We start from the raw sequence: 20,740 nt of genomic DNA on the forward strand, positions 1-20,740 counted from the left end.
ATTTGACTCCTAATATCGCTTTTATTCCACGGTAACGCTTTTAGCCAAGTTTCTTGGGTGATCCACATCGTGGTTCAAACGCATAGCGATTTCTAAAGCTAAAAGCTGCATCGCTAAATTCATGCGGAAAAATTCCTCCATGTAGCTTTCGCTCTCTTCTAATTGGATAAAATCATCAGCGATCTCTAAAATTTCAGAACTTAACACGCAAATCGTAGAATCCCTAGCACTCAATTCTTCAATATTGCTTTTGGTTTTATCAAATAACAGATGCTTAGACAATAAAGCAATGGTAAAAAGGTTAGAATCCACCAACGCAATAGGCCCATGCTTCATTTCCGCGCTCGCATACCCCTCAGCGTGCAAGTAGCTGATTTCTTTAAGTTTTAACGCCCCTTCTAAAGCGAGCGGGTAAAACACATCGCGCCCGATATAAAAAAAGCCATGCCCATGCAAGTAGCGTTTGGATAAACGCTTGATCTTTTCATGCAATTTAGGCTCTACTTTCATCGCCTTCACGCTATTGAGCATGTTTTTAGCCTGGATTTTTTCTTCTTCTTTAGAGATGGTCCCTAATTGTTTGCCTAGATACACGCTCAAAAGCCATAAAAGCATCACTTGCGAAGAAAACGCCTTAGTGGATGCCACGCTCCGCTCCACCCCCGCTCTAATCAAAAGCGTATGATCACTAATGCGACTCATCATGCTAAAAGGGGCGTTACACAAACTAATGGTTTTAAGCCCTTGGGCTTTGGCTAATTTTAAGGCTTCCAAAGTATCAGCGGTTTCACCGCTTTGAGAAATCGCTATAAAAAGCTCGTTAGGGTTGCTTTTAAAATGGGCGTAGCGGTATTCGCTCGCTAAAATGGCCCTCGCTCTTATTTTGGCTAATCTTTCAAACAAATACACGCTCGCCAAACTCGCATGGTAACTGCTCCCGCAAGAACACAGCGTGATTTCGCTCACGTTTTCTAAAAATTCAGGATCGATCTCGCAATACACACTCAAGGCTTCCAAGCGCCCCTCTAAACACTCTAACAAACTGCTGTGCTGCTCATAAATCTCTTTTTCTAAATAATTCCTAAAATTGCCTTTAGAATAATCCTTATTTTCAAAAGCGTAATCTTTCATGTTTTCAATATTGTTTAAATCTTTAAAATTTTCTAAAGAAATCTGCCCCACGCTGTTTTCTTCTAAAATGACAAATTGATCCACTTTAGGGGCCAACACGCTCAAACTGGACGCAAAAAACACCCCTTCTTTGCCCTTACCCACGATCAAAGGCGAAGAAGATTTAGCGTAAAACAAGCTTTCTTTAGCCCTTTTATGGAGCATTAAAATCGCATAACTCCCTTTTAAAAGGCTGATGCTTTTTTCAAAGGCTTTCAATAAATCGCTCTCGCTTTTAAGCGTTTCTTCTAATAAATGCGCAATGACTTCCGTGTCCGTTTGGCTTAAAAACGCATGCCCTTTATTTTCCAATTCTTTTTTCAAGCTTGCGTAATTTTCAATGATGCCATTATGCACTAAGGCTAAATTTTCTGTAAAATGCGGGTGGGCGTTCGCGCTGCTTGGCTTGCCATGCGTTGCCCATCTGGTGTGAGCGATACTCACGCCAAAATTTAAAAACTCTTTATTTTTAAGCTCTAGTTTAAGGTTTTCTAATTTCCCTTGAGTTTTAAACACTTCCAAACGATTGCCGCTCAATACGGCTAAACCCGCGCTGTCATAACCTCTGTATTCCAATTCCTTTAAACCCTCTAAAAGAATGGATTTTTTCTCGCTATCCCCTATATAACCTACAATCCCGCACATTTAAAACACCAATAACCCTTTTTTGATCTTATTTAAAGCGTTGATAAGCTCCTTTAGGCGCTCCACTTCTTCGCTTAATTGCGTAAAAAACGCTTCATTCACGCCCTTTGGCATGTCCATGCTCCCTCTTTTAATTTCAATAAAATCCCCCAAACTCAAATTCGCTAATTTTAAAAGCATTTCAATTTCATTTTGCGAATCTTCAATATCCGCTAAAATCTTGCGTATTTTTTCAAACATGTGATCGCCTTTAATTTAGAATGCTCCATGATACTCCATGATAGCTAAACTATCAAACTATCAATGATGTTTTCTAGAATCTGTTTGACTTTGGCGTGGTTTTCTTTAAATTCCTTATGCGCGTTAAGCCCCACATGGTTACTCACGCAAAAGATCCCTTTAGCCTTTAAAGAAAAAATTTTAGCCACGCTTAAGACGCTAAAAAACTCCATGTTTTCTAATAAAACGCCCTTTTGAACCATTTTTTTAGCAAACATTTCGCTGGTGTGGATATAGTTACTGCTATTCACACGCACTCTTTCAAAAAGAGCCTGCTCTTCAGTTTCTATGTGAATGGAATTATCCAAAGGCGTGTAGCTGTTTAAATGGCTAAAACTCTCTTCAACTTGATAGCCTTGAACGCTTTCAAACACGCTCAAAAGCTCCGTTTCTGGGCTATAACTCCCCGCGCTCCCTATAAAAATAAGGCTTTCTGTATCAGGGTTTTTTAAACACATTCTCGTTAAATTAATCGCGCTCTCTATCAAACCCACACCAATAGGCGCCACCCCTTTTAAAGTTTCATTCCTTCCCGCGCAAAGCAGCATGAAAATCCTTTTTTCGCATCCATTAGCTTATTATAAAGCAAGCATTATAGACAAACCCTTAAAAGAAACACCTTAATTTTAAGGCTTCATTCACATTTCATTCACATGCCATTCCTTTTTCATTCACCACTTATTCACGCTATAATAACGCCATGGATACCAACAACAATATTGAAAAAGAAATCTTGGCGCTAGTCAAACAAAAAGTTAGTCTAATAGAGTATGAAAATTGCTTAAGCCAGCTCAAATACAACCCTAACGCGAGCAAGAGCGACATTGCCTTTTTTTATGCCCCTAACATGCTCTTATGCAATTGGATTACGGCTAAACACGGCGCGTTGCTTAAAGAAATTTTAAGCCAGAATAAAGTCGGCATGCACTTAGCCCATAGCGTGGACGTGCGTATTGAAGTAGCGCCTAAAATCCAAATTAGCACCCAAGCTAATATCAATTACAAAGCCATAAAAACGAGCGTCAAAGACTCTTACACTTTTGAAAATTTTGTCGTAGGCTCATGCAATAACACCGTTTATGAAATCGCTAAAAAAGTCGCCCAAAGCGATACCCCCCCTTATAACCCGGTGCTTTTTTATGGCGGCACAGGGTTAGGCAAAACGCACATTTTAAACGCTATCGGTAACCATGCCCTAGAAAAGCATAAAAAAGTCGTGTTAGTGACTTCAGAAGATTTTTTGACAGACTTTTTAAAGCATTTAGACAACAAAACCATGGATTCTTTTAAAAAAAAATACCGCCATTGCGACTTTTTCTTGTTAGATGACGCCCAATTTTTGCAAGGAAAACCCAAGCTAGAAGAAGAATTTTTCCACACTTTTAACGAATTGCACGCCAACAGCAAACAGATCGTGTTGATTTCAGACCGATCACCTAAAAACATCGCCGGATTAGAAGATCGCTTAAAATCGCGCTTTGAATGGGGGATAACCGCTAAAGTCATGCCCCCTGATTTAGAAACCAAACTTTCCATTGTCAAACAAAAATGCCAGCTCAATAAAATCACTTTGCCCGAAGAGGTGATGGAATACATCGCCCAACACATCAGCGACAATATCCGCCAAATGGAAGGCGCGATCATTAAAATCAGCGTGAACGCGAACTTAATGAACGCCACCATTGATTTGAACCTCGCTAAAACCGTTTTAGAAGATTTGCAAAAAGATCATGCTGAAGGTTCAAGTCTAGAAAATATCTTACTCGCTGTCGCGCAAAGCTTGAATCTCAAATCCAGCGAAATCAAAGTCTCTTCGCGCCAAAAAAATGTCGCTTTAGCGAGGAAATTAGTCGTGTACTTCGCTAGACTTTATACCCCTAACCCCACGCTCTCGCTCGCTCAATTTTTGGATTTAAAGGATCATTCAAGCATTTCTAAAATGTATTCTAGCGTTAAAAAAATGCTTGAAGAAGAAAAAAGCCCTTTTATCTTAAGCCTTAGAGAAGAAATCAAAAACCGCCTGAACGAATTGAACGATAAAAAAACCGCTTTCAATTCAAGTGAATGAAAAAAGGCTTATTAAAAAGCGTTTCATTCACTTTTTTTCAAATCCCACAACCCCCCTAAAAACGCACGTCTCTAAAGCTTTTTAATTTTTCATTCCATCCATTCACCCCCCCTACTACTGTTACTAATTATTATTAATTAAAGTGTTACCTATCTATAACTTATCTATAACTTTTATTAAACCTCTTTTTAAGATATAATCCAAAAATCTAAAATAAAAAGGAATAAGCATGAAAAAATCCCTTTGTCTGTCTTTCTTTCTGACCTTCTCTAACCCTCTTCAAGCCCTTGTCATTGAGCTTTTAGAAGAGATCAAAACTTCGCCGCATAAAGGCACTTTTAAGGCTAAAGTCCTTGATTCTAAAGAACCCAAACAGGTTTTAGGGGTTTATAATATCTCCCCACACAAAAAACTCACGCTCACAATCACTCACATATCCACTGCAATCGTCTATCAACCCCTTGATGAAAAACTTTCTTTAGAAACGACCTTAAACCCTAACCGCCCTACTATTCCTAGAAACACCCAGATTGTTTTTTCTTCAAAAGAATTAAAAGAGCCGCACTCGCACCAAATGCCTTCTTTAAACGCACCCATGCAAAAACCACAAAACAAACCCCATTCATCGCAACAACCTCCTCAAAACTTTTCTTACCCAGAGTCCAAACTAGGCTCTAAAAACTCTAAAAACAGCCTTTTACAGCCTTTAGTAACTCCTAGCAAAGTAAGCCCTACTAATGAAGTTAAAACGCCAACAAACGATGCTAATCCCCCTTTAAAGCATTCTTCACAAGATCAAGAAAACAATCTCTTTGTAGCGCCACCCACTGAAAAAACGCTCCCTAGTAACAACACCTCTAACGCTGATAGTAATGAAAGCAATGAAAATAACGAAAATAGGGATAATGTGGAAAAACAAGCGATTAGAGATCCTAATATCAAAGAATTCGCATGCGGGAAGTGGGTTTATGATGATGAAAATTTACAAGCCTATCGCCCAAGCGTTTTAAAACGCGTTGATAAAGACAAAGAGATTACAACAGACATTACCCCTTGCGATTACAGCACCGCTGAAAATAAAAGCGGTAAGATCATTACCCCCTATACTAAAATTTCTGTTCATAAAACAGAGCCTTTAGAAGACCCTCAAACTTTTGAAGCTAAAAACAATTTCGCTATTCTCCAAGCTAGAAGCTCTACAGAAAAGTGCAAAAGGGCTAGAGCGAGAAAAGACGGCACGACTAGGCAATGCTATCTGATAGAAGAGCCTTTAAAACAAGCGTGGGAAAGTGAGTATGAAATCACCACGCAATTAGTGAAAGCCATTTATGAGCGCCCCAAACAAGACGATCAAATAGAGCCGACTTTTTATGAAACCAGCGAATTGGCTTATTCTTCCACACGAAAAAGCGAAATAACGCGTAATGAATTGAATTTGAATGAAAAATTCATGGAATTTGTGGAAGTGTATGAGGGGCATTATTTAAACGATATAATCAAAGAGAGCAGCGAATACAAAGAATGGGTTAAAAACCATGTGCGCTTTAAAGAGGGGGTGTGCATGGTCTTAGAAATAGAAGAGCAACCACGAGCTAAAAGCACGCCTTTGAGTATTGAAAACTCTCGTGTTGTGTGTGTCAAAAAGGGGAATTATTTATTCAACGAAGTTTAAAATGGTGGCTTGAGGCGGAATCGAACCACCGACACGAAGATTTTCAGTCTTCTGCTCTACCGACTGAGCTATCAAGCCAAGCAAAAAACAATTATTACATAAAAAAGGTAAAACAAAGCTTAATTTTTAAAAAAATGACTAAAAAGATATAATTCACTCAAAATCAAACAAGGATTAAAATGAAATTGATTTCATGGAATGTGAACGGGTTAAGGGCCTGCATGACTAAGGGCTTTATGGATTTTTTTAATAGCGTTGATGCGGATGTTTTTTGCATTCAAGAATCTAAAATGCAGCAAGAACAAAACACCTTTGAATTTAAAGGGTATTTTGATTTTTGGAATTGCGCGATTAAAAAGGGCTATTCTGGGGTGGTAACTTTCACCAAAAAAGAGCCTTTAAGCGTGAGCTATGGCATTGATATAGAAGAGCATGACAAAGAAGGGCGCGTGGTAACTTGCGAATTTGAATCGTTTTACTTGGTGAATGTTTATACCCCTAATTCCCAACAAGCCCTATCCAGGCTCAGTTATCGCATGAGTTGGGAAGTGGAATTTAAGAAATTTTTAAAAGCTTTAGAATTGAAAAAACCGGTCATTGTGTGTGGGGATTTGAACGTGGCCCACAATGAAATTGATTTAGAAAACCCCAAAACCAACCGAAAAAACGCCGGCTTTAGCGATGAAGAGAGAGAAAAATTCAACGAGCTTTTGAACGCCGGTTTTATTGACACTTTCCGTTATTTTTACCCTAACAAAGAAAAAGCTTACACTTGGTGGAGTTACATGCAACAAGCGAGGGACAAAGACATTGGTTGGCGCATTGATTATTTTCTATGCTCTAATCCTTTAAAAACGCGCTTAAAAGACGCTTTAATCTATAAAGATATTTTAGGGAGCGATCATTGCCCAGTGGGGTTGGAATTAGTCTAAAGGTAGAAAGTGTGCGAAATAAAGACAGAAAAAAGCCTTACAAAGGGTGAGTTGTATTCAAAAGCAAAGGGCCATTTGATCCCCACTTCAATACTAGCGTCATGGTGGAATAGCACGGTTTGGAATTTAAACCCCACTAAACCCAACATCCTAAAATTTGAAGTTTTGAGCGAAAACCCTTGAATGCTGCGCCAATCGTCAATGATGAAATTCGCGCTGTGCTTGGAAATCGTCCATGTGTTTTCAGCAACTTGCATGCCATAGAAGAGGGAAAAAACATACAAGGGGTTTTTATTGTATTCTACGATCAAATCCCCTCCAAAGCCGTAAGTGAACATGTTCGCTTGAGCGCCCGTTCTTTTATTGAGGATGACATTCCCGTAATCCATAAAAAAGTAATAGCGCGAATAAAACCAATAGTTAGTGGGGTTAATCTCCCAACCTAAAGAAAAGCTCGCCCCTTCAATCGTGCGTTTGAGATCGTTGTATTTTTTCATGATCATTTTCCCTACCTGGTATTGAGAAGCCACATAAAAACGGCTTTTGGCTTGCGTAAGGGTAGGGTTTAAAAAATAAACGCTTAAAAATAAAGGGGTTACTTTTTTAAATAAATCCTTTGAAAAAAATTTCACACTTTAATACTTCCTGTTGAGTGGGGAGCTGAGATTGTCTTGGTGGTTAGTGGCTCGTTGCAAAACGTTGTTCGTTCTTTTTTGTGAAGGATCAGCGTTTTCTTCATTATTGATTTCATCAATTTTATTTTCGTTATTGATCAGATCATTCACCTCTTTAGTGACTTTTTCATCTTCTTCTTCATGTTCAATCTTTTTTATATCCTTATTAGGTTGATTGATTGGATTGTTTTGAGTGGTTTTAGTGTTGTTTTGGTGCGATTGGGACGATTTTTTAGGCTCGTCTTTGCATGCGTTCAACACGCTTAAAACAAAAGAGATAGCGATAAAATGAGTGATTTTAGATTTCATCAATTAAATTTCCTTAAGTCAATGTATAATTTGTTTATTTTATCATAAAAACGATTAAGGATTGACTAAGAACAAATTGCAAGAAACAGATGACTTATTAAAAACATTGAACGTGAAATCGCTTTTGGAAGCCTTGCTTGTTTATACGCCTAAGGGTTATAAGGATTTAAATTTGTTAGAGCGTTTTGAAACGGGCTTGAGCGGCGTTTTAGAGGTGGGTATTTTAGAAAAAAGAAACTACGCCAAAGTTTTAAAGATTTTCGCCTATTCCAAACGATTTTACAAAAATTTAGAGCTTGTTTTTTTCAATCACAGCGCGTTTCATTACAACCAGTTCAAAACCGGCGAGAGTTTGTTCATTTATGGTAAATTAGAGCAAAGCTCTTTTAATCAAGCTTATATCATTAACACGCCTAAAATCCTTACCGAATTTGGAAAAATTTCTTTAATTTTTAAAAAAGTTAAAAATCATAAAAAAATACAAGAAAATTTACAAAAACTCATTTCATTAGAAAATTTAAAAAAGGAAGGCGTTAAAGAAAATATCGCGCGTTTGTTGTTGGAAATCTTTTTCCCCACGCCGCATTTTGTCAAGGATTTTGAAACGAATAAAAATTTCCCTTCGCAACATTTAAATGCATTAAAATACATTGAAATGCTTTTTTATATGAAAAATTTAGATCGTAAGAAATTGCAATTCAACGCCAAAATCGCATGCCCTAATAACAGCGAACGCTTGAAAGCGTTTATCGCTTCTTTACCCTTTAAGCTCACGCACGATCAACAAAACGCCATTAAAGAAATCCAAAACGATCTCACCAGTTCTATAGCGTGCAAGCGTTTGATTATAGGCGATGTGGGGTGCGGGAAAACGATGGTGATTTTAGCGAGCATGGTATTAGCTTACCCTAATAAAACCCTTTTAATGGCACCCACTTCCATTCTCGCTAAACAGCTTTATCACGAAGCCTTAAAATTTTTACCCCCTTATTTTGAAGTGGAATTATTGCTCGGTGGGAGCCATAAAAAGCGATCCAATCATTTGTTTGAAAAAATCACGCATGTTGTCATAGGCACGCAAGCGTTGTTGTTTGATAAGCGCGATTTAGATGAATTCGCTCTAGTGATCACTGATGAACAGCACCGATTTGGCACCAAGCAGCGCTACCAATTAGAAAAAATGGCAAGCAGTAAGGGCAATAAACCCCATTCCTTGCAATTTTCCGCTACCCCCATTCCTCGCACTCTGGCTTTAGCCAAAAGCGCGTTTGTGAAAACGACCATGATTAGAGAAATCCCTTACCCTAAAGAGATTGAAACTCTAGTCTTGCATAAAAGAGAATTTAAAATAGTGATGGAAAAAATTAGCGAAGAAATCGCTAAAAACCACCAAGTCATTGTCGTTTATCCGCTGGTGAATGAGAGCGAAAAAATCCCGTATTTATCGCTCAGTGAGGGGGCGAGTTTTTGGCAAAAACGCTTTAAAAACGTTTATACCACTTCAGGGCAGGATAAAAATAAAGAAGAAGTGATTGAAGAATTTAGAGAGTTAGGGAGCATTCTTTTAGCGACCACGCTCATTGAGGTGGGCATTTCTTTACCACGATTGAGCGTGATGGTGATTTTAGCGCCCGAAAGGTTAGGCTTAGCGACTTTACACCAGTTAAGAGGGCGCGTGTCTCGTAACGGCTTGAAAGGCTATTGTTTTTTATGCACGATCCAAGAAGAAAACGAACGATTAGAAAAGTTTGCTGATGAATTGGACGGCTTTAAGATCGCTGAATTGGATTTAGAATACAGAAAAAGCGGGGATTTACTCCAAGGGGGGGAGCAGAGCGGGAATAGTTTTGAATACATTGACTTAGCCAAAGATGAAAACATTATTGCTGAAGTGAAAAGGGATTTTTTAAAAAACGCTAGCGTTTCACAAGGAACATTTGAAAATTGAAAATTGAAAATTAAGGTGGAATTGGGTAATTTAAATCATTTAAAATAAAGGATAGAAATGCAAAATAAAGAAATTGGTGGAGAAAAAAGCGTTAATGAAAAAAATGTAGAGGTTTTTAATCGTTATTTTCCCGGTTGCTTGAGTATAGAAAATGATAACCAACTCACGCTGGATACAAGAAAATTAAAAGCGTTACTAGGGGATTTTAGCGAGATAAAAGAAGAGGGCTATGGGTTGGATTTTGTGGGTAAGAAAATCGCCTTAAATCAAGCTTTTAAGAAAAATCATAAGATTTTAAAGCCCTTAAACGAATCCACGAGCAAGCATATTCTCATCAAGGGCGATAATTTAGACGCTCTCAAAATCTTAAAACAAAGCTATAGTGAAAAAATCAAAATGATCTACATTGACCCCCCTTACAACACGAAAAACGAGAATTTTATCTATGGCGATGATTTCTCGCAATCCAATGAAGAGATTTTAAAAACATTGGATTATTCTAAAGAAAAGCTGGATTATATCAAGAATCTTTTTGGGTCAAAATGCCATAGTGGGTGGCTTAGTTTCATGTATCCTAGATTGTTGCTCGCTAAAGATTTGCTCAAACAAGACGGCGTGATTTTTATCAGCATTGACGATAACGAGTGCGCCCAACTTAAACTTTTATGCGATGAGATTTTTGGGGAGGATAATTTTGTGGCTGAAATGCCAAGATTAACAAAGAAAGCAGGAAAATCCACTAATCAAATCGCTAAAAATCATGATTATGTTTTGTGTTATCAAAAGAATAGTATCAATTTTAAACAGATTGATATTGATGAAAACGATTACCCTTTAAAAGATGAATTTTACAATGAAAGAGGTGGGTATAAATTAAATCAAAATTTGGATTACAATTCACTTCAATATAATAAAAAAATGGATTATGAAATTGTAATTGGTAATGAAAAGTTTTATGCTGGCGGATTGGAAACTTATACTGAAAGACAAAAAGGTAATTTTGGAACGATTGATTGGGTTTGGCGTTGGAGCAAAGCAAAATTTGATTTTGGATTGGCTAATGGTTTTGTAGAAGTTAAAAACAATAGAATTTATACAAAAACTTACACAAAGGCTAAAATATCTGATAGTAAGCCTTATAAAATAGAATATTTTAACCGCACTAAAAATATTTCAAGTATAGAATTTTTAGATAATAAATACTCTAATGATATGTCAAATAAAAAATTGCAATCAATTTTTAATGTTAAGAATATTTTTGATTATTCTAAACCTGTTGAATTGATAAGTTTTCTCATAGATCAAACTACCAACGAGAGCGACATCATCTTAGATTTTTTCGCCGGGAGCGGGACGACCGCGCATGCCGTGTTAGAGAGTAATAAGAGCGATTATCAAAAATTAAGTGAGGGGGGGGGGGTTATTTAATGGCTTGAACGCCGCATTTAAAGAAAGGCGCTTCATTCTCGTCCAGTTAGATGAAAAAATTGACCCTAAGAAAAACAAAAGTGCGCATGATTTTTGTTTAAACACCCTAAAATCACCCTCCCCAAGCATTTTTGACATCACCGAAGAAAGGATTAAAAGAGCGGGGGCTAAAATCCAAGAAGCTTGCCCCAATTTAGATGTGGGGTTTAGAGCGTTTGAAATCATTGATGATGAAACGCATGCTAATGATAAAAATCTCAGTCAAGCCCATCAAAAGGATTTGTTCGCTTATTCTAACCCTGAAAAAAGGGAAACCCAAACGATTTTAATCAAGCTTTTAGGCTGCGAGGGTTTGGAGCTCACTACGCCTATAATTTGCTTGATTGAAAACGCCTTGTATCTGGCTGAAAATACGGCTTTCATTGTGGGGGATATAGAAATGAGCGAAGTTTTAGAAAACTTGAAAGATAAAGGGGTAGAAAAAATTAGCATGTATATGCCCGCTATCAGTAACGACAGGCTGTGTTTGGAATTGGGCAGTAATTTGTTGGATTTGAAATTAGAGAGCGGCGATTTAAAGATTAGGGGGTAGAGATGAAAATCAAATTCAAACGATTGGATTATCAGGAGCAATGCCGGGACCAAATTTTAGGGGTGTTTAAGGGGATTGATTTGAGGGAGCCAGAAAATGATATTCAAAGGATTGCTAACCCTGTTTTTGAAATAGGGGCGATCAAAGATCTTTTATTAGAAAATATTGAGAATTTGCGATCGAAACAAAAAATAACCCAGGGAAGCATGGGGATTGAGAAGTCGTTAAACTGCGATATTTTAATGGAAACAGGCACCGGGAAGACCTTTTGCTTTTTGGAATGCGTTTATGCCTTGCACAAAAACTACCATTTGTCAAAATTTATCGTTTTAGTGCCAAGCAACGCCATTAAATTAGGGGTTTTAAAGAGTGTTGAAATCACAAGAGAATTTTTTAAAAGCGAGTATTCTAACACGCATTTAGAAAGCTATGAAGATGCAGAAAGATTCATTCTAGCGAGCAACCATAAATGCTGTGTGTTGGTGATGACTTTTTCCGCCTTTAATAAAGAGAAAAACACTATCAATCAATCATGCTTAGAAAACACGAATCTGTTCAATGGCGCAAAAAGTTACATGCAAGCTTTAGCCAGTATCCGCCCTATCGTGATCTTAGACGAACCGCACCGATTTTTAGGCGATAAAACAAAAAAATATTTGGAACAATTAAACGCTTTAATCACGCTCAGGTTTGGGGCGACTTTTAAAGATGATTATAATAATCTGATTTACGCGCTAGACAGCAAAAAAGCGTTTGATTGCACCCTAGTGAAAAGCATTAGCGTGGCGTCTGTGGGGGAGAGTGATGAGTATTTTTTAGAGCTTAAAGAGGCTAACAAAAAACAAAATGAAGCGACGATCAATTACACGAATTTAGAAAATAAAATTCAAAGCGTCAAAGTCAAAACGCATGATAATCTAGGCGCGCTAACTCATATCAGCGCTTTAGAAGATTACATTGTAGAAAACATCACTAAAAATGAGGTGCGTTTTTTGAACGGCGTTAATTTGTTACTGGATCAAAAAGAGCCTTTTTCTTATTTTGTAGAGGGCGAGCAAGAAGTGATGCTGAAAGAAGCGATAAAAAGCCATTTTGAAAGAGAAGAAGGGCTTTTTAAAAAGGGGGTTAAAGCCTTGTGCATGGTGTTTATTAACGGGGTGAATAGCTATTTAAGCGAAAATGAACAGCCGGCTAAATTAGCCCTTTTATTTGAAAAACTTTACCAACAAGAGCTTGAAGAAGTCTTAAAAAAGCCTTTAGATGAAAATTATAGAGCGTATTTAGAGCGCACTAGAGAGGACATTAAAAAAGTGCATGGAGGGTATTTTGCTAAAAGCAAGAAAGAGAGCGACGAAGCCCAAGTGATCGCACTCATTTTAAAAGAAAAAGAAAAATTGCTGAGTTTTGATTCCGATCTCAGGTTTATTTTTTCGCAATGGGCGTTGCAAGAGGGGTGGGATAACCCTAACGTGATGACGATTTGCAAATTAGCCCCTAGCCATTCCAATATCACTAAATTGCAACAAATCGGTAGGGGATTAAGGCTCGCTGTGAATGATAAGGGCGAACGCATCACTAAAGAGCATGCTGATTTTGATTTTGTCAATGAATTGGTGGTGATCGTGCCGCAAGTTGAGGGGGATTTTGTGGGAGCGATCCAGCAAGAGATAAGCGAGCATAGCTTGATTAAACAAACATTTAGCGCAGAAGAATTAGAAAAAAGCGGCATGGTTAAAAAAGGGTATTATGGGGTTTTGTTTGAAACATTAGAGGGTTTGGGTTTTGGAGAAAAAACAGGTGATGAAAACTTTAAACTCACTCTCAATCAAAACGAATTTTTAAAAAAAGAGCCGGAATTAGAAAGATTAAAAGATGAAAAATACCTGGATCTTGAAAAATTAAAGGATTTTTTAAAAGATCGTTTGATTGGCAATCCTAGAGTTAGGAACAAAAACGAGCGAAAAACTGAAAAAATCAAAATCAATAAAGAAAATTTTAAAAAATTTGAAACCTTATGGGCGGGTTTGAATCATCAAGCCCGGATCGCTTATGCCATTGATAGCGAGAGCTTGATTGATGAGATTATCAAAAAAATCAATGATTCTTTTAAGGTCAGTTCAAAAATCATTTCGGTTACGACGCATAAAAAAGTAGAAACTATAAGAAATAACGCCAAAACAGAGATTTTTGAGCGAGAAAGCGCATGCGTGTGGAGCTTGCATGAATTTATCAGCGCTTTGTCTAATAAGGTGAAATTGAGTTTTAAAAGCGTGGCTAAAGTGTTGGAAAAAATTGATGAAAACAAATTTGATCTAATTAAGAAAAACGAACAAGAGGGCTTAAGGCGCTTAGAAGAGCTGTTTTTGGAAATCATTTATCAAAATATTAAAGATAAAATTTCCTATCAAATGCGCGAAACGACGATTAAAAACAGAAAAAACGATGCGTTTTATGATGAAAAAGGAGAAATTAGAGAATTTTTAGACGGGAGTTTGGGGGTGGATAAATATGAGATTAAAAATTCAAGCGCGCGAGAAAAATGCCTGTATGAAAATTTCATGCAAGTGGATAGCGAGATTGAAAAAGACACGATTGAAGAATCTAACGACACTAAAATCATTGTTTTTGGTAAGCTCCCTAGGGTTAAAATCCCAATAGGGTTAAATCAAACTTATAGCCCTGATTTTGGGTATGTGGTTGAAAATAACGATAAAAAAGTGTTGTTAGTGGTAGAAACTAAGGGGGTTGATAAAAAAAGCGAATTACGCCCTGAAGAAGAGCGGAAAATTTCAACCGCTAAGAAATTTTTTGAAGCTTTAAAAAAGCAAGGCGTGAACATTGAATACAAAACCAAAATGAAAAAAGATCAATTAAGCGCGTTGGTTAATGAAGTTTTAAATCGTAAAGATTAGAGTTAATAAGCTCAATTACCCTAATGTTTCACATGAAACAATTTCAAAGAAAAGCGTTTTATTTAAAATTCATGGCGCTTTTGTTATAATCGTTTTATCCAATTTCAAAGGCGTTTTATGATGAGTTTCACTCGCATTTTACTCAAGGACTTCATTAAAAAATACAATCCCCCAACACCCACAACAGAAACTATAGAAAAATTTGAAAAAGAAATAAACAGCTTACTAGAAAACGCGCCAAGACAAGATGATGAAGAGTTTCAAAAAAATGAAATCAATTCTTTTTTAAAAAACACTTATGGCTATCGCTGCAACACCCATAAAAAAGTGGATAGCGCGATCTATGTGGATAAGGAAGTTCAAGTGCTTATTGAAGTCAAAGCCCTAAATAAAAAGACAGAATTCCCTAAAAACAGAGAAAACCCACTCAGTAAAGCCTTTTGTCAAATGGTTTTGTATTTTTTAGAAGAGAGAGAAAAAGAAAAAAACAATTCCCTAAAACACACCATTATTTGCAACGCGCATGAATTTTTTCTCTTTGATTGTAAGGATTTGCTTTTTTTAAACGAAGATAAACGCATCAAAAAATTCTATAAAAATTACGCTCAAAAAGAAGGCACAGACTCTTCAAAACCAAGATTTTACGAAGATTTAGAACAATATTTGAAAGAAGATTTTCAAGGCGAACTCCGCTATACTTATTTTAATTTAAACGATGATTTTAAAGAACTTCCTTTGATTTATCAAGTTTTAAGTCAAGAAGTCCTTTTAAAACAAAAGAAAACCCTTGACGCTAACACGCTTAACAAAGATTTTTATGAAGAATTGCTTTACATTTTAGGGTTAGAAGAGAAAAATGAAAAAGGGAAAATTTTAATCAAGCCCAGCCGCACCAAAAACTCCCTAAGCGATGCTTTAAAAGAGCAATACAAAAATTTAGACGATGAAGAAGTCATGGCGTTACTCATCGCTTGGAATAACCGCATCTTGTTTTTACGGCTTTTAGAAAGCCTTTTAATCTCGTTCGATCATTTTGAAAAAGAAAAATATTTCTTAACCACAGAAAACTTTGAAAATTTCAACGATTTAAACACCCTCTTTTTTGAAGTCCTAGCCAAGAAAAATAACGAGCGTTTGTCAGAAATTAAAGAAAACAAGATTTTAGAAAAAATCCCTTATTTGAATTCCAGCTTGTTTGATAAAACGCCTTTGGAATTAAAGGGGTATGAGATCAAGCTTTTAGACAATAAAAAGCTAGAAATCTATAAAAATTCCGTTCTCAAAAAACATAAAGATTATCAAAAAGAAAAAGCTTTGCCCTTGCTAAAATACCTTTTTGAATTTTTGCGCGTTTATAAATTCACCACCACCCCTAAAGACATTAAAGATAATACTGATACCAACGAAAGCTATTTGATTAACCCTAGCGTTTTAGGGCTTGTTTTTGAAAAACTCAACGGCTATAAAGAGGGGAGCTTTTATACCCCAAGTTTTATCACAAGCTACATGTGCAAAGAGAGTATCACGCCCATCGTGTTGGATAAATTCAACGCCATTTATCAGTGGGGTTGCAAAGATTTAGAAGCGTTGAAAGGAAAAATAGACAGAAATTTTTCAAATGAAAAAGCTAAAGAATACCTAAACACGCTTCTCACTTTACGCATTTGCGATCCGGCGGTGGGGAGCGGGCATTTTTTAGTCTCTGCGCTCAACGAAATGGTGTGGATTGCTTATGAGCTAGGGCTTATTGCTTCCTTGTATCGCCACGAGCTTAAATTAGAAAACGATGAAATCATCATTCACACGCCAAAAAATGAAGTTTTTAAATACACCATACCGCATAGCGAAAACGATCCCCACCACCACATCCAAAAAGAACTTTTTGAGCTTAAAAAATCCATTATTGAAAACTGCCTTTTTGGCGTGGATATTAACCCCAATTCATGCGAAATCACCAAGCTCAGGCTATGGATAGAGCTTTTAAAATACAGCTATTATATTTTTGAAGAGGGCAAAAACACTAACGCGCTTGAAACCCTCCCCAACATTGACATTAACATCAAGTGCGCTAACAGCTTGATCTCACGCTTTAATTTGAATGATGATCTCAAAAAGATCCCCAATATCAAGAAAAAAATCCAAGAATACAAAGATTTAGTCGCCCAATACAAAGACCCAAACCCTCTCTATCCCTTAAATAAAGCAGATCTTATCAACAAAATCCAAGACTTAAAAAACACTTTTTCCCTCACGCTCAAAGACCCTAAAACCAAAGCAGAGCTTGAAAAGGCTATTGAAAAACACATCAAAAAATACAATTTCTTTGCCCTAGACGATAAGAGTTTGCTAGATGGGTTAAATTACTTTATCCCAAGCCTTTTTGGCACGCTTAAATTAAGCCCCAAAGAAGAGGAAGAGGCTTTTGCGTCTTATGGGCGTATTAGAGCTTTGAGAAAAAAGCTTGATGATGCTTTAAGTGGTGGAGAGTATCACAATGCGTTTGAATGGCGCTTTGAATTTCCTGAAGTGCTAGACGATGAGGGGAATTTTTTAGGCTTTGATTGCATCATCGGGAACCCGCCTTATATCCGCCAAGAACAAATCAAAGACATAAAGCCTTTATTAGAAAAGCAATACCAAAATTTCTACAACAGCACCGCTGACATTTACACCTACTTTTTTGCCCTATCTTACCGCCTTTTAAAAGACGATGGTTTTAACGCTTTCATCACTTCCAACAAATACGCGCGAGCCAAATACGGCGCCAAATTGAGAGAATTGCTGCTCAAAAAAACCACCATTGTTAGCTACATGGAATTAAACGCCTTAAAAGTCTTTGAGAGCGCCACCGTGGATACCAGCATCATGAATTTCATCAAACAAACGCCCCCTAAAGAGAGCGATTTTAAATATTACGAACCTACCCCAAACGATAAAGACGATTTGAAAAGCACCCCCCACCTCTCCATGAAACAAAACGCGCTTTCAACAGAAAGCTTTATTTTTGCCAACGCCACGCTTTTAGATTTGAGAGACAAAATAGAGAGTGTTGGCACCCCGCTTAAAGACTGGGACATTCAAATCAATTACGGGATAAAAACCGGCGCGAACGAAGCCTTTATCATTCCCACTGAAAAAAGAGAAGAGATTTTGAACGCTTGCAAGACGCAAGAAGAAAGGGAGCGCACAGAAACGCTCATCAAGCCTATTTTAAGAGGGAAAGACATTAAAAGGTATTCTTATGAGTGGGCGGGGGAGTGGCTGATTAACACCCATAACGGCTACACTTCTTTTTCTCATAAAATCCCTCCCATAGATATAGAAAAATACCCCGCAACAAAAGCGCATTTAGACTCTCATTATGACGCTATTGTAACACGATGCGATCAAGGAAACACCCCCTATCACTTAAGGAATTGCGCGTATTTAGAGGAGTTTGAAAAAGAGAAAATTGTGTATGGCGAGATCGTGCAAGAGCCGCGATTTTATTTGGATAATGGAGAATGCGAATTAGGGTATTTTTATGCAGAAGCCACGAGCTTTATTCTCACAGGAGAGCATTTGCGCTATCTTTTAGGAATGTTACATTCTAAATTGATCACTTTTGCTTTCAAAACTTTCCATGCTGGCGGAGGACTAGGCGAGAGTGGCTATCGCTATAAAAAGGCTTTTATAGAACGGCTACCCATTCCCCAAATCACTCCTAAAAACCAAGAATTAGCCGATAAAATCACCGATGGCGCGAAGCAAATCCTAGCGCTAAAAGAAAAAGACCCTAAAGCCAACACCCAAGGATTAGAAAAAGAAATTGACGCCTTAGTCTATCAGCTCTACCACCTCACCGATGAAGAAATTAAAATTATTGAAGATGGGCAGTGAAAAGCTGATTTCCACTTAAGGATGACCCCCTAATCTAGGGGGCAACTCTTTTTAAGAATTAGCGTTTAATCACTAGATCAAACTTTAAACCTAAAAAACTGATTTTTAGGTATAATTCTCTCCAAGAGTGTTTACTACATTTTTCATAGTAAGCTCCTAAAAGTGGATTTTACCCCCTAATCTCTAGTAGAATAAAAATTAGGGGGTGATCGTTATTTTATCCTAATCTTAAAAAAACGATTTTTATAAAAGCTTTAAATCACTAATTTAAAATCATATTAAAAAACTTCACAAGCAATAAAAAACGCTTTACCTTAAAGGAAACCCCTTAAATAGGGGAAACCTTTGGCTTAATGGGTTTTTTTAACAACGATTTTAACCCTATACTTAAAAAAAGGCATTTTTAAGTATAATATAAGGGCTTTTTACCATGTTTTTTGGACATAGTAATCCTTTGAAGGTGATTTACCCCCTAATCTCTAGCAAAATAAAAACTAGGGGGTAATCGTTATTTTATCCTAACCCTATAAAAACAAGCAAGAACAATCAAATGCGATTTAAAGATTAAAAAAGCTTTTTCTACCGCATGGTTTTGGACTAAAACCATAAATAGTAGGGATCGTGATGCTTAAAACAAACGCCTTAAAAATTCGGTGTAAAAAATACCATAGAATTGCTTTTGAATCTGTATATTGGCAACAGGAAAACTTTCAAAAAGAGGGTAATGTTAGTGGAAGAATTAAATAAAAAACGGCTCTTGTGTTAAAAGGATTGTTAAACAATGATCTAAAGCGTTGCGTAAATAAATCTCTAAATTAGAAATTTTAGGCGTGATAGAAGCAATGAGTTTTAAATTTTCTTTGTATTGCTCTAGGCTGTCATAAGTATCTAATCTGTCTTTGGATAGAATGAGCGTAATATCATTTTTAAAATCTTGTAAATCTTGCATAGTATTTTCTTAAAGTCCTTTTGATTAAGAACTCAATAAGTTTCACAGAAATCATTTCAATTCTTAAACAAAGACTTTAAAGCTTCGACCCCTACTTTTGGCGTTTCTTTTTCGTTTTCATTTTCTGCGTTTTCTTTGACGCTAGGAATGGTTTCAAACTCTATGTGATAGCCTGTAAGCATGGACGCTAAGCACACATTCACCCCGCCTTTACCGATAGCCTTAGATTTTTCAATGTCCAATAAACGCACTTTAGCCTTTTGCAAATGGTTATTGACGATAAAACGCTCTTGAATGGATTCTTTTTCTTCAGCATTCAATTCTTCTATGGGGATTTTTTTGATTTCAACGCTTAAAATTTTGGCTGGAGCGAGCGCTAAAGTGATATAAATTTCAGGCACATTAGAATACTCTATGCAATCAATATTTTCTTTATTCAATTCGTTACTGATCGCATTGATGCGCACGCCCTTAACCCCCACGGCCGCGCCTATGGGATCAATCCTAGAGTTATGGGAAAAAAAGCTCACTTTCGCTCTGTTGCCTGGGATTCGCGCGCAATGGATGATTTCAATTTCTTTATCTTTAATTTCAGGGACTTCTAATTCCAACAAGGCTTCAAGCATTTTAGGGGTGGTGCGGCTCAGCTCTAGTAGTAAGCCCTTTTTCGTGCGTTTGACTTGCGTTAAAACCGCTTTGATGCTATCGCCTATTTTAAAACTCTCGCCCTTAATGCGATGGCGCATGGAAAGAACGCCTTGGAATTGCTGCTCGATTTCAATAAAAGTGTTTTGATTGTGATCCACTAAAATCACTTGCCCCATTAAAACGCTGTTAAGGTGCTTTTGGAACGCTTCAAAATGGCTGTCTTCTAACGCCTTTTCTAGCTGGTATTGCAAATCTTTAAAAAGGCGGTTGATCGCTCCTTGCTTCATGCTCTCCAAACTCAAGCTATAGGACAATTCGTCTTTGATCTTAACGCTTGGATCCATTTCTTTGGCTTTAGACAGGCTGATGTATTTAGAAGGATCGTTAACCAACCTTTCATCATCGTCTTCTAAAACTTCCACCAATTGGATAAGCTGGAGCTGCTTGTTTTCTTCAACCACCAAGTAACGCGCTAGGGGGTCTAATTCGTTTTGCGCCATTTTTAACAAACAGCCTTGAATCACTTTTGAAATCATTTCTTTAGGCAAATTTTTTTCATACGCAATGCATTCTATAAGGTCGCTGATTTTTTCCATTCTTAAGTTCCTTTAAATTGATGTTCTGTCGTTTTCTAT

14 protein-coding genes, 1 tRNA gene and 1 pseudogene are annotated in these 20,740 nt (G+C 37.1%); 8 read left to right on the plus strand and 8 right to left on the minus strand.

Going from position 1 to position 20,740, the window contains the following annotated elements:
* Positions 1-21: 21 nt before the first annotated feature.
* The 3 genes from glmS to EXS92_RS02790 are packed head-to-tail and all read right to left on the minus strand — an operon-like array spanning position 22 to position 2,642.
* Positions 22-1,815: a glutamine--fructose-6-phosphate transaminase (isomerizing) gene (gene glmS / locus EXS92_RS02780; protein WP_165515475.1), complete on the minus strand. Its 1,794-nt coding sequence runs from the start codon at positions 1,813-1,815 to the stop codon at positions 22-24.
* Positions 1,816-2,055, minus strand: coding sequence for a DUF2443 domain-containing protein (locus EXS92_RS02785; RefSeq protein ID WP_000461837.1), 240 nt, complete (start codon positions 2,053-2,055; stop codon positions 1,816-1,818).
* A gap of 44 nt (positions 2,056-2,099) precedes the next feature.
* The gene (locus tag EXS92_RS02790) at positions 2,100-2,642 is read right to left on the minus strand and encodes a purine-nucleoside phosphorylase (RefSeq protein WP_165515476.1); all 543 of its coding nucleotides are present in this window, start codon (positions 2,640-2,642) and stop codon (positions 2,100-2,102) included.
* A 152-nt stretch (positions 2,643-2,794) separates the two neighbouring features.
* On the opposite strand from EXS92_RS02790, the gene dnaA reads away from it, so the two are divergent.
* Together dnaA and EXS92_RS02800 are read left to right on the plus strand one after the other, a co-directional pair.
* Entirely contained in the window at positions 2,795-4,162 is a 1,368-nt protein-coding gene (gene dnaA / locus EXS92_RS02795; protein ID WP_165515477.1) for a chromosomal replication initiator protein DnaA, read from the plus strand.
* 229 nt (positions 4,163-4,391) lie between these two features.
* On the plus strand, positions 4,392-5,834 hold the full coding sequence (locus EXS92_RS02800; RefSeq protein ID WP_165515478.1) for a competence protein: 1,443 nt from the start codon (positions 4,392-4,394) through the stop codon (positions 5,832-5,834).
* A gap of 2 nt (positions 5,835-5,836) precedes the next feature.
* Here EXS92_RS02800 and EXS92_RS02805 read toward each other — a convergent pair.
* Positions 5,837-5,912: transfer RNA gene (locus EXS92_RS02805), tRNA-Phe, on the minus strand.
* Positions 5,913-6,013: 101 nt separating this feature from the next.
* Between EXS92_RS02805 and EXS92_RS02810 the strand changes: the two genes are divergently transcribed.
* Positions 6,014-6,766, plus strand: a complete 753-nt coding sequence (locus tag EXS92_RS02810; protein WP_165515479.1) for an exodeoxyribonuclease III — start codon at positions 6,014-6,016, stop codon at positions 6,764-6,766.
* Here EXS92_RS02810 and EXS92_RS02815 read toward each other — a convergent pair.
* Positions 6,763-7,398, minus strand: coding sequence for an outer membrane protein (locus EXS92_RS02815; protein ID WP_000668059.1), 636 nt, complete (start codon positions 7,396-7,398; stop codon positions 6,763-6,765). The two genes, EXS92_RS02810 and EXS92_RS02815, sit on opposite strands and share 4 nt — an antisense overlap.
* A 3-nt stretch (positions 7,399-7,401) precedes the next feature.
* Positions 7,402-7,749 carry a hypothetical protein gene (locus EXS92_RS02820; protein ID WP_165511087.1) on the minus strand — a complete coding sequence of 116 codons (348 nt, stop codon included), beginning with the start codon at positions 7,747-7,749 and terminating at the stop codon, positions 7,402-7,404.
* A gap of 76 nt (positions 7,750-7,825) precedes the next feature.
* Here EXS92_RS02820 and recG point away from each other — a divergent pair, with 76 nt between their 5' ends.
* The 5 genes from recG to EXS92_RS02845 all read left to right on the plus strand — a co-directional run bounded on the left by recG (position 7,826) and on the right by EXS92_RS02845 (position 18,508).
* Positions 7,826-9,697: an ATP-dependent DNA helicase RecG gene (gene recG, locus EXS92_RS02825; RefSeq protein ID WP_165515480.1), complete on the plus strand. Its 1,872-nt coding sequence runs from the start codon at positions 7,826-7,828 to the stop codon at positions 9,695-9,697.
* 57 nt (positions 9,698-9,754) lie between these two features.
* Positions 9,755-11,125 (plus strand): site-specific DNA-methyltransferase, encoded by a 1,371-nt coding sequence (locus EXS92_RS02830; protein ID WP_165515481.1) that lies wholly within the window; start codon positions 9,755-9,757, stop codon positions 11,123-11,125.
* 4 nt (positions 11,126-11,129) lie between these two features.
* Positions 11,130-11,717, plus strand: a complete 588-nt coding sequence (locus tag EXS92_RS02835) for a site-specific DNA-methyltransferase (protein WP_207633355.1) — start codon at positions 11,130-11,132, stop codon at positions 11,715-11,717.
* Positions 11,718-11,719: 2 nt separating this feature from the next.
* Positions 11,720-14,629 (plus strand): type III restriction-modification system endonuclease, encoded by a 2,910-nt coding sequence (locus EXS92_RS02840; RefSeq protein ID WP_165515483.1) that lies wholly within the window; start codon positions 11,720-11,722, stop codon positions 14,627-14,629.
* Positions 14,630-14,746: 117 nt separating this feature from the next.
* Positions 14,747-18,508: a type IIG restriction enzyme/methyltransferase gene (locus EXS92_RS02845; protein ID WP_165515484.1), complete on the plus strand. Its 3,762-nt coding sequence runs from the start codon at positions 14,747-14,749 to the stop codon at positions 18,506-18,508.
* A 745-nt stretch (positions 18,509-19,253) separates the two neighbouring features.
* On the opposite strand, the pseudogene EXS92_RS02850 reads toward EXS92_RS02845, so the two are convergent.
* Together EXS92_RS02850 and nusA are read right to left on the minus strand one after the other, a co-directional pair.
* A pseudogene (locus EXS92_RS02850) lies at positions 19,254-19,457 on the minus strand (hypothetical protein); the annotation flags it as partial.
* Positions 19,458-19,513: 56 nt separating this feature from the next.
* Entirely contained in the window at positions 19,514-20,701 is a 1,188-nt protein-coding gene (gene nusA / locus EXS92_RS02855; protein ID WP_165515485.1) for a transcription termination factor NusA, read from the minus strand.
* Positions 20,702-20,740 lie beyond the last annotated feature (39 nt).

This window comes from Helicobacter pylori (assembly GCF_011175115.1).
Taxonomy (GTDB): Bacteria; Campylobacterota; Campylobacteria; order Campylobacterales; family Helicobacteraceae; genus Helicobacter; species Helicobacter pylori_DF.